The sequence below is a fragment of the Nocardiopsis sp. NRRL B-16309 genome, from assembly GCF_001279585.1.
Lineage (GTDB): Bacteria > Actinomycetota > Actinomycetes > Streptosporangiales > Streptosporangiaceae > Nocardiopsis.
Genome location: NZ_LGEC01000109.1, coordinates 1 through 9,898, shown reverse-complemented (window position 1 = coordinate 9,898; position 9,898 = coordinate 1). Strand labels below are relative to the sequence as shown.

Here is a 9,898-nt window from a genome sequence, read left to right as displayed (position 1 = left end):
GGATGGGGGGCGTGCGGTGGGTGGTTGGGTGGTGTGTGTGGGTGTGGTGCCGCCCTCTGGGGATATGTGATGGTCCTGTCGTCCTATGGTTGGTTTTGTGACACGCAGTAAGACACCGCCGCGGGCGGCACAGACACAGGGGTCGGGGCTGGCGCACACGCTGCGCCGGCGGCACATGGCGCTGATCGCGATCGGCGGTTCGGTGGGGGCGGGCCTGTTCATCGGGTCGGGGGCGGTGATCCAGACGGCCGGTCCGGCCGCGGTGCTCTCCTACGCGCTGGCGGGGGCGCTGGTCTTCTTCACCTTGCGGGCGTTGGGCGAGATGGTGGTGGCCGTGCCCGCGGGCGGTTCGTTCTCCGACTACGCGCGCCTGGCGTTCGGGCCGCGGGCGGGGTTCACGATCGGGTGGGTGTACTGGTGGATGTACGCGGTGCTGGTGGCCGCCGAGTCGGTGGCCGGTGCGGCGATCCTGGGCCAGTGGGTGTCGGCGCCGGGGTGGGTGCTGGCGTTGGCGGTGCTGTTGTCGATGACGGTGGCCAACCTGGTCTCGGTGCGGGTCTTCGCGGAGACCGAGTCGTTGTTCTCGATGGTCAAGGTCGCCACGATCGTGGCGTTCTTGCTGATCGGCGGGTTGTGGGCGCTGGGTTTGTGGCGCGGTTCGGACGGGTCGGGTCTGGCGAACCTGTGGCAGGTGGGCGGGTTCGCGCCCAACGGGTGGATCGCGGTGCTGGGTGCGACGGTGGTGGTGCTGTTCGCGTTCGGCGGGGTGGAGATCATCACGATCGCCGCGGGTGAGAGCGCGGAGCCGGAGCGGGGTGTGGCCTCGGCGGTGACCAACGTGCTGTGGCGGATCGGGTTGTTCTACGTGGCCTCGATCCTGGTCGTGGTGATGGTGGTGCCGTGGAACTCCACGGAGTTGGACCGCAGTCCGTTCGTGGTGGTGATGGAGACCGTGGGGGTGCCGGGTGCGGCGCTGATCATGGAGGTCGTGGTGTTCATCGCGGTGTTGAGCGTGTTGAACGCGGCGATGTACACCTCCTCGCGGATGCTGTTCGCGCTGACGCGGCAGGGGGACGCGCCGCGGGTGCTGTCGGGGACCAACCGGCGCGGGGTACCGGTGCGCGCGATCCTGTTGGGCACGGTGGTGGGGTACGCGGCGGTGGTCGCGGACTTCGTGTGGCCGGGGCGGGTGTTCGCGTTCCTGGTGGCCTCGATCGGGGCGATCCTGCTGGTGCTGTTCGTGACGATCTGTGCTTCGCAGCTGGTGGTGGGTGCCCGGTTGCGGCGCAGGGCGCCGGAGCGGGTGACGCTGCGGATGTGGGGTTTTCCGTATCTGACGTGGGCGGTGCTGGTGGGGTTGGTAGCGATCGCGGTGGCGATGGCGACGATCCCCGAGCACCGGCAGTCGCTGTGGGCGACGCTGGCGTCGGTGGCGGTGGCGCTGGTGGCCTTCGAGGTGCGGCGCCGGTGGGGGCGCGCGCCGGTCAGCCGGGTGGTGCTGGGTGTGCCGGGCCGTGCGGATCCTGAGGAGTTGGCGCGGGTGGCGGGCCGGGGCGGTACGCGAGCGGGTCGTCCGGACGCGGGTACCGGGCAGGGTGCTCAGGAGGGTGGAGGCGAGCGCCCGGGCGGTTGCTGAGGCCGGGTCGGTGAGATGCGGTGGCGCCGTTCCAGCGGGGGCGGCGCCACTGGTGTGTGCGGGGCCGGGCGTGGACGGGGTCTCGGGCCTGGCCGGGAGTGGGAGCGGTGCGGGGCGGTGCGTGTGTGCCGGGGCTGGGCGGGCCGGGCGCATCCGAGCTGGCCGGGACCCGGCGGTGTGGGACGGCGCGGGGCGGGAGCGGTACGGGGCCGCGCGTGTGCGCCGTGCTGGGCGCGTACGTATCGGAGCTGGCTGGGACGCGGTGGTGCGGCGCGGGAAGACGCGGGCTCAATGCGGGGCTGCGCGGGCGCGGGTCCGGGCGGACATGGGGTGGCACGGGGGCGCCGGCCAGGCCGGGAGCGGAGACGGTGGCAGCCCGTGTTGGTGGTGTGTGCGCAGAGTTTCCTGGTCATGGGCATGCGTGCCGAATCTGGCTTTTGTCGCTAGGGTGCTGGCAACCCCTGAGAGGAGCACCCCCGTGCGACATGTCGTCGGCTTCCTGTCCGGATTGATCCTGGGCCCGGTCCTGCTGCTGCTGAGCGGGTGGGCGTTCTCCCACCTGCGCCGGCTGCACGGTTCGGGCCTTGGCGCCTTGGACGGCGCCGGTCCCCTGGCGGTGGCGGGCCTGGTGGGTGTGGGCCTGGTCGTGGCCCTGCTCGCGGTGCCGCCGCGGTTGACCCCGATGCTGCCGTTGGGTGCCGCGCTGGTGCTGGGCGGGGTCAGTGCCGTGGCGGTGCTGCGCGGGCACCTGTTGGAGCGGTTGCCGTCGCTGCCCGGTAGTGAGGGCGCTCTGTTGCTGTTGCCGCTGGGGGTCTTCGTGCCGGTGGTGCTGGTGCTGCTGGCGCCGGTGTTCGTGGGCGGCCGGTGGCGGCGTGAGCCGGAGGGGGTCACCGATGAGGAGTACTTCGAGGGCTTGTACGGCGATGACGACGAGCGCGGCCGGGGTCCGTCGGCCGGTGCCCACAGTGGTGCGCCCGCGCGTTCGGGGCCGCGTCACCGGGCCTGAGGGCGGGCGTGTGCGGGCTTCGGCGGCTTGGGTCGCCGGGGCCCGCTTGTGTGTGCGGCCGCGCCCGTCCCGGGGGTGCCGGAGGAGGGCCGGGCGTGGCGGTGGCCGTACGGCGACATGGCGTGCCGCGCGGGCACGCTGGTCGGCCGCCGACCGGTGGGGGCGCCCCCCGCAAGAGGCAGGGGCAGGGCAGCCCGGTGCCTCAGCGCCAGGCGGGGCCCCAGCCGGAGCTGTTGGAGACCCCGGGCGGCAGCGGCGGCAGCCCCTGGGGTTGGGCCGGTGCGGTGTGGGGGCGCGGGGCCGGGCGCGGCGGTGCGGGGTCGGGGGCCGCGGCCGGTGCGGGAGCAGGGTCGGGATCGGGGTCGGGCGCGGGTTCCTGGTCCGGTGCGGGTGCGTCGTCGTCGGCGGGGACGGCGCCCAGGAAGCCGCGGACGCGCTCGGCCTCGGGCTCCTCGTCCTGGGCGGGCATCAGGACCGGTTCGGGCAGGGGCGGGTGGCCGCCCTGGCCGTCGGGGTCGGGGATGGCGGGTTCGGCGGGGGCGACCCGCTTCCACCACACCCCGGCCTCGGCGGGTGTGAGCTCGGACTCGATCTCCAGCCATCCGCGCACGTGGGGGTGGCGGCGTCCGGCGTTCCAGGAGCGGGGGTAGGGCAGGTCGTCCAGGACCAGGACGTGTTCGCCGTCCACGGTGGGGATCTCGGCGGGCACGCCCTCGTTCCACACCCAGGTGCCGTCGTGGGCGACCAGGTTCCACCAGCCGCGGACGGTCTGGGCGGCGGGGTCGGGTTCGGCGTCGCGGTAGGCGGCGGCCCAGCGGGGGTCGGGGGGTTCGCCCTCCAGGCCCTGGGCGCGGGGGCCCACGAGGGCGTCGGCGAGCAGGGTGTGGAGTTGGAAGTTGTCGCCGATGCCGTCGAAGAGGACGCGGAAGGCGCGTTGGGAGCGGCGGTCCATGACCAGGGCTGAGGTGGCCTCGGCCATCCGTAGCAGGGCTCGGACCTCGTCGAACTCGGTCAGGTGGTCGCTGAGCTGGTTGGCGATGGCCACGAGTTCGGCGTGCAGGGAGGGGTCGCGGCGTACGTGGGAGCGTACTTCGCCTTCGCTGAGCATGGTCTTGGCGGCCAGGCCGTGGCGGCGGATGGTCCACCAGCACATGGTGGCGGAGGGGGCGTCGGTGCCCAGGTGGGTGGCCACGCGTGCTTCGGTGTCGGCGGTGACGGCTTCGGGGTCGGGGGGTGCGTCGGGGCCGGTGCGCTGCCAGGCGCGCAGGAAGACGATGGCGCCCTTGCCCATGGTGCGCAGGCGGCGCAGGACTTCGGGGCCGGTGGGGCCGGGGTCGGTGCCCATCTCGACGATGGCTCCGGCGACCACGGACAGGTCGGCGATGATGCCGGGGGCGGTGTGGTCGCCTGAGAGCAGGGGGGTCAGGGCTTCCAGGGCGAGTTCGCGTTCGACGAGGGGGACCTGGGAGGCCAGGGTGTAGACCTTGTGGACGGCGGGTGGGAAGGTGTGGGGGTCGGCCGCGACGGAGGCGTCGATGAGTTCTTGGAATGCGGCGCGGAATTCGTCGACCATGGGTCCGTCCCCTTTCTCACGCAACCAACCTAATGTCTCATCAGGGCAGGATCGCACGTTAACGGGTGATTTCGAGGGCTGTCGGTGGGTTCGTTGGCAAGCTGAGATGCGTGGCCGGGCCTGGGCCCGGGCCAGGTCACAGGCCCAGGCGGGTCACGGCGTTGTCCTCCAGGGGGTTGGCGGTGCGGATGTAGTCGTGCACGGTGCGCGGATTGGTCCAGCGGCCCTGGCGCATGATCTGGCGGTCGGTGGCCCCGCCCAGGGCGGCCTGGGTGGCGAAGCCGGCGCGCAGGGAGTGCCCGCCGAAGTCGTCGGGGTCCAGCCCGGCCCGGGCGGCGTAGCGTTTGACCAGCTCGCCCACGGCCCGCCCGGACATGGGCCGCTCCCCCACCCGGCCGTGCCGGCTCACCGCGGGCAGCAGCGGGCGGGCGTGCCCGTCGGCCAGGCCGTGGTGGTGCGGGCTCTCGCACCGGTGGGCGGCCGCGGCCGCGGGGGGCCGGGCCCCCTCCAGGTGTGCGCGCACGGCCTCCTGGCCGCCCTCGCGCAGGACGCTGAGCACCTCGGCCCAGTCGGCGAAGGCACAGATCGGGCAGGTCAGGCGGTGGCGTCCGCGCGGTAGGGCCACGACGTGGCCGCGGCGGCCCTCCTGGTCGGTCTTGGTGGCGCCCAGGTGCACGACCAGGGCGGGGGCCCCGGAGGCGGCGTCGGTGCGCACGGTGATGTCGTCGAAGGTCAGCGCGGCCAGTTCCGAGCGGCGCAGGGCGCCGGCGAACCCGGTCAGCAGCAGGACGGCGTCGCGGCGGCGCGCCAGCCCGCCGGGGAAGCCCTCGGGCGGGCGCACGGCCAGCAGGGCCTCCAGGGTGGTCAGGGTGACGGGGTCCTTGCGGCGCGGGCGGGCGGCGCGGGTGCGGCGGATGCCGCGCAGGGTCATGCGGACCACGTCGGAGCGGGTGGGTGAGGCCAGCCCGTGGGCGCCGTGCACGGCGGCGATGGCGGCGGCGCGCCGTTCCAGGGTGGGGGTGGCCAGGGCCCAGGCGGCGCCGTCGGGGGTGCGGGTGTGGGCGCAGGCGGCCAGGTAGACGGCCACGTCCACGGGTTCGGCGGGCAGGGCCTGGCGTTGCTCGGCCAGGCACCAGGCGGTGAAGGCCGTCCAGTCGGTGCGGTAGGCGCGCAGGGTGTTGGGCGACTGGGCGCTGGCCAGGTAGCGGCCCAGGGTGGCCGCCTGTTCGGCGTCGAAGCGTTCGCGGACCTGGCTCAGGGTGTGGGTGTCGACCAGGACGCTGTGGGTGACGGCGGCCAGTCCTCGGCGTACGCCGGCGGGCAGTTCGAGGGCGCCGGGCGCGTCGTCGGGTTCGGGGCGGGGTCGGGGTGTGCTCACGGTGTTCCATGATGGCGCACGCGCGCGCCGGTGCGGGTCAGGCGCCGCGGCTGGTCGGTCAGCCGCTCAGGTGGGCGCGCAGGGCGTCCCACAGGTCGGGGGGCGGCATGACCCAGAACAGGGGGACGGCGGAGACGACCAGGGCGGTGGTGAAGCCGATCGCGGCGATCCTGCGGCGCAGGAGGGCGGCGGCCACGGCGGAGGCGGCGGGCACGAGCAGGGCCAGGACCAGGACCCAGATCAGGGCGTTGCCCACGGCCGACAGGTCGGGGGCGGCGGTGGGGTCGCCGCTGGTGGCCAGGGCGGCCTCCTGCATGTCCAGGGCGGCGAAGAGCAGGTTGGCCAGGGCCAGGGGTGTGCCCAGGGCCCACAGCACCGTCAGGGCGACCCACAGGGCGGTGATGCGCCGGTCGGGCGGGTCGGGCAGGACCACGGGGGTGCGGTCGGGGCCCGTGCGCGGGGTGTCCTGGCCGCCCCCGGTGGCGGGGGTGCGGTCCTGGTCGGTGGTGCGGGGCCGCCGGGGGGCGGCCTTGCGGCGTTGGCGTTTCTTGGGTGACACGCGCCTGTCGTCCTTGCCTGGTGGTGCGGTGGTGCTGTGGTCCCCGGGGCGGGCGGGCCCTGGAGCCTACCCGGCCAGTCCGGCCAGGTGGATGGCCGAGACGAACACGACCGGCCAGGCCAGCAGGGCCAGGGACCACAGGGCGGCGCGGCGGTCGCCGGCCACGGTGGCCACGGCGGCGGCCAGCAGGGGCAGGCCGATGGCGGCGCCGAAGGCCAGGGTGACCCATTCGGCGCCGGAGTCGGTGGGGGTGTCGGCGCGTACGCCCATCAGGTAGCCGGCCGGGCCCAGCAGGAGGGCGAACAGGGCCACGATGGCGATGACGACGCGGATGCCGGTGGGGTGGCGGGTGTTGCGACCACCGTCGGGTGCGGAGGGACGGTCAGACACGGGGGCCGTGGTGCCTTTCGTCTAACGGGCGGCGGGCCTGGGTTGCGTGCGCGGGGCGCACCGGCGCGCGCGGTGGTGGGTCCTTGGGGGCACGCGCCACCCGTGCACCGTGGGCGCGCGGGCGTGGCGGTGCGGTGGGCGTGCTGTGTAAAACGTACCTGCCCCGGCAGGCGTGTGGAACCTGCGCGGGGCTGTGGTGGTAGCGGGGCGGGAGGGCTCCGGCGCGGGCGCGCGCCCGCTCGGGGCGGGTCCGGGCGCGGCGTGCGGGGTCGCAGCGGGGGGCCGCTCGGGCGCGGCCGGGGTGGGCGGTGGTGGGCGTGGGACGGGGTGTGCCGCCGACCGGCCGCTGGGAGTGGGCGCCCCTGCCCCGCGCTGGCCCCCTCCCCCGCCGAACACGCCCGCGTCTTCGTCACCGCCGATCGGTGGAAGGACTCATCCGGTGGGCGGTGAGGGGTGGGCCTGGGAGACCAGTCCGGTGAAGGCGGCCAGCAGGCGCAGGTCCTCGATGGTGCGGGGGGTGGTGGTGAGCAGGTCGGGCGAGTAGACGACGGTGGCGGCGACCTGGGCGCGCGAGAGGGCGACGTTGAGGCGGTGGCGGTCCAGGACGAAGCCGGTGCCGCGCCCGCCCTCGGCGGCGTTGGAGGCGGTCATGGAGCAGATGACGGCGGCCGCCTCCTGGCCCTGGAACTTGTCGACGGTGCCCACGCGCACCCCTTCCAGGGCGGGGGTGTGCTCGCCGGCGCGGGCCAGGGCGCGGCGCAGGGCGCGCACCTGCAGGTTGTAGGGGGCCACGACGAGGATGTCGTGGCCGCTCATGGGGCGCGGGGGCTCCCCGGGGCCGGGGGTGAGGGTGTCGCCCACCAGGCGGGTGGCGATGGCCACGACGGCCTCGACCTCTTCGGGGCTGTGGGTGGTGCGGCCCTGGTGGGGGGTGGGGTGGGCGTGGACGCCGGGGGCCAGGCGGGCCAGGGTGCGCGCGCGGGTGTCGGGGTGGGCCCGCAGGCGGCCCTGGTAGGACAGGGCCGACACGGCCCGGCACAGGTCGGGGTGCATGCGGCGGGTCTGGTCGAGGAAGTAGCCGCGGGCGGGGTCGATGAGGGCGGCGCCCTCCATCAGGTGTTGCAGCGCGGAGGCGTCGGCGCCTTCGCCGTGGGTGCCCTGGACGACCTGTGGGAGCTGTTGGGGGTCGCCGAGCAGGACGAGGTTGTGGGCGGCGGCGGACACGGCCAGGGTGTCGGCCAGGGCGAACTGTCCGGCCTCGTCGATGATGAGCACGTCCACGGGGTCGGCGACCATGGCGGCGTTGGCCATGGCCCAGGCGGTGCCGCCGATGAGGACGGCTTCGCCCGCGGCGGTGTGCTTGGTGCGCCAGGTGGCCAGGGCCTGGGGGGTGGTGGGCTGGTCCCAGGGCGGGGCGGGGGTGTCCTCGCCGGCGGGGGTGCGGCTCTTGGCGCGTTTGGCGGCGGCCAGGGGCACGCCGGCGTCGGCGGCGGCGCGCACGGCGGCGCTCATGACGTTCTCGACGGCCTTGTGGCTGGTGGAGCACACGCCGATGCTGGCGCCGCGGCGGGCCAGGTGGGTGATGAGCTGGGCGGCGAGGTAGGTCTTGCCGGCGCCGGGCGGGCCCTGGACGGCGAGGTAGGAGTGGTCCAGGCGGTCGGCGGCGGCGATGACGGCGGCGATGGTGTCGCCGCCGGTGTGGGCGGTCTCGGGCAGGGGGCCGCCGCCGTGCAGGCGGGGCGGGGTGCGGCGCAGCACGTCCAGGCCGGGGTGGCGGGGCCAGGAGGGCAGGTCGTCCACGGCGGTGCGGGCGACGAGTTCCAGGGCGCCGTCCTTGGGTTGGGGGTTGACGGGCGCGCCGGGCAGGACGGCCACGGGGGGCCGGGCGGTGGTGGTGTCGGGGTCGGAGGTCTCGGTCAGGGTGAGGGCGTCGGGGTCGGTGCCGGTGACCTTGGCCTGGGTGGTGGCGGCGGGTTGGCCGGGGGCGCCGGGGTAGAGCAGGTGGACGTCCTGGCCGGTGGTGAAGGGGTGGGGGTGGGCGGTGTCCAGGCGCATGTGGATCTCGCGGCGGGCCTTCTTCTGGCGGCCGGTGGGTTCGATCCACTCCCCCGCGCGCACCCGCCAGGGGACGGCGCAGTCGGTGTCGGCTTCCAGGTCCTGCAGGGGTGCGCTGGTGCGGCGGTAGTGCTCGCGCCAGGGCGGGAGCTGTTCGCGCTGGTAGTAGCCGACCAGGGCGGCCAGGGCGGCGCGGGTGTGCTCGTCCGGGTCGCGCTCGGCGGCGGTGGGGGGCACGTCGGCGAGCAGGGGTGTGGTCAGGGCGTGGTGGCGGGCGGCCTTCTCGGCGCGTTTGCGGGCGCGTTCGGCGTCGGCCTCGGTGAGTTCGAACTGGATCAGGGGCCGGTCGGTGATGCCCTGGCGGGCGCGGTGGTCCTCGAGCCAGTCGCGCAGGCGGGCGGTGGAGTGGCAGTCGTCGCGGTTGTAGGCGGCGATGTCGTCCAGGACGCGGGCGGCGCCCTGGTCGTCGCCGGCCTGGCGGGCGGCCTGGTAGGCGGCGTAGGCGTCGATGGAGGAGGTGGCGGTGGTGACGCCGCCGGTGCGGGAGGCGGGCAGGTAGAGGGGTTCGAGGTACTTGATGGAGTAGGAGCGCTGGGACACGCGCATGCTCTTGCGGACGACGGTGTACAGGTCGATGAGCCGGTTCTCGCGCAGGAGGCGGTTGACCTCTTCTTCACGGGTGGCGTACTCGGAACTGAGGTGTTTGAGGCGGTCGACCTCGTAGGAGGCGTAGTGGTAGATGTGCGCGTTCTCGTCGGCGTCGATGCGGGCGGTGGCGAAGTCGACGAAGTCCTCCAGGGCCTGTTTCTCCTGGGCGCGGTCGTGGGCCCAGAAGGCGTGGAAGGTCTCGTGGCCGTCGGGGTCCTCGGTGGTGGCGCCGAAGAGGTATTCCAGGCCGCGGGCTTCGTCGCTGGAGTGGTAGGGGTAGCCCTCCATGTCGAAGAAGACGTCGCCGGGGCTGGGTGCGGGCAGGCTGGCCAGGCCGTCGGGGGCGAAGACCTCGGCGGTGACGGTGCCCTGGGGGTCGGTGGGGGTGCGGGTGGAGTCCTGGCGGACCTGGAGGGCGGCCTGTGCGCGCAGTTGGTCGAAGGAGCGGCGGGGCAGGGTGGGGGGGCGCTGTTCGTCGGTGGCCGCGGCCAGTGCGTCGATGGTGCCCAGGCCGGCGTCGGTGAGTTTGGTGGCCTGGTCGGTGCGTAGTCCGGCGACCAGGGACAGGTGGCGGGCGGCGGTGCGGCCCTGGGTGCACCAGGTGGCGTAGCCGCAGTTCTCGCAGGCCGGGGGGGGGCTGCCCCAGGTGGGGG

At 74.8% G+C, this 9,898-nt stretch carries 7 protein-coding genes; 2 read left to right on the top strand and 5 right to left on the bottom strand.

What is annotated here, in order from left to right; genetic code table 11:
• The first annotated feature begins 175 nt into the window (after positions 1 to 175).
• Together ADL05_RS24440 and ADL05_RS24435 are read left to right on the top strand one after the other, a co-directional pair.
• The gene (locus ADL05_RS24440) at positions 176 to 1,636 is read left to right on the top strand and encodes an amino acid permease (protein WP_082376856.1); all 1,461 of its coding nucleotides are present in this window, start codon (positions 176 to 178) and stop codon (positions 1,634 to 1,636) included.
• 478 nt (positions 1,637 to 2,114) lie between these two features.
• Positions 2,115 to 2,642: a hypothetical protein gene (locus ADL05_RS24435; protein ID WP_053619362.1), complete on the top strand. Its 528-nt coding sequence runs from the start codon at positions 2,115 to 2,117 to the stop codon at positions 2,640 to 2,642.
• A gap of 202 nt (positions 2,643 to 2,844) precedes the next feature.
• Here ADL05_RS24435 and ADL05_RS24430 read toward each other — a convergent pair whose 3' ends face one another.
• The 5 genes from ADL05_RS24430 to ADL05_RS24410 form a co-directional block, all read right to left on the bottom strand.
• The gene (locus ADL05_RS24430) at positions 2,845 to 4,215 is read right to left on the bottom strand and encodes a hypothetical protein (RefSeq protein ID WP_053619361.1); all 1,371 of its coding nucleotides are present in this window, start codon (positions 4,213 to 4,215) and stop codon (positions 2,845 to 2,847) included.
• Positions 4,216 to 4,351: 136 nt separating this feature from the next.
• Positions 4,352 to 5,593: a site-specific integrase gene (locus ADL05_RS24425; RefSeq protein WP_053619360.1), complete on the bottom strand. Its 1,242-nt coding sequence runs from the start codon at positions 5,591 to 5,593 to the stop codon at positions 4,352 to 4,354.
• A gap of 58 nt (positions 5,594 to 5,651) precedes the next feature.
• A complete protein-coding gene (locus ADL05_RS24420; protein WP_053619359.1) occupies positions 5,652 to 6,152 on the bottom strand; it encodes a hypothetical protein in 501 nt (166 codons plus the stop codon).
• A 66-nt stretch (positions 6,153 to 6,218) separates the two neighbouring features.
• The gene (locus ADL05_RS24415; protein ID WP_053619358.1) at positions 6,219 to 6,542 is read right to left on the bottom strand and encodes a hypothetical protein; all 324 of its coding nucleotides are present in this window, start codon (positions 6,540 to 6,542) and stop codon (positions 6,219 to 6,221) included.
• 432 nt (positions 6,543 to 6,974) lie between these two features.
• Positions 6,975 to 9,898 (bottom strand): TM0106 family RecB-like putative nuclease (locus tag ADL05_RS24410; RefSeq protein WP_053619357.1); only part of this gene is annotated, 2,924 nt, incomplete at its 5' end.

Coding starts and splice junctions, on each gene's coding strand:
- ADL05_RS24430 (WP_053619361.1), bottom strand. CDS start 4,215: ATGGTCGACGAATTCCGCGCCGCATTCCAAGAACTCATCGACGCCTCC.
- ADL05_RS24440 (WP_082376856.1), top strand. CDS start 176: ATGGCGCTGATCGCGATCGGCGGTTCGGTGGGGGCGGGCCTGTTCATC.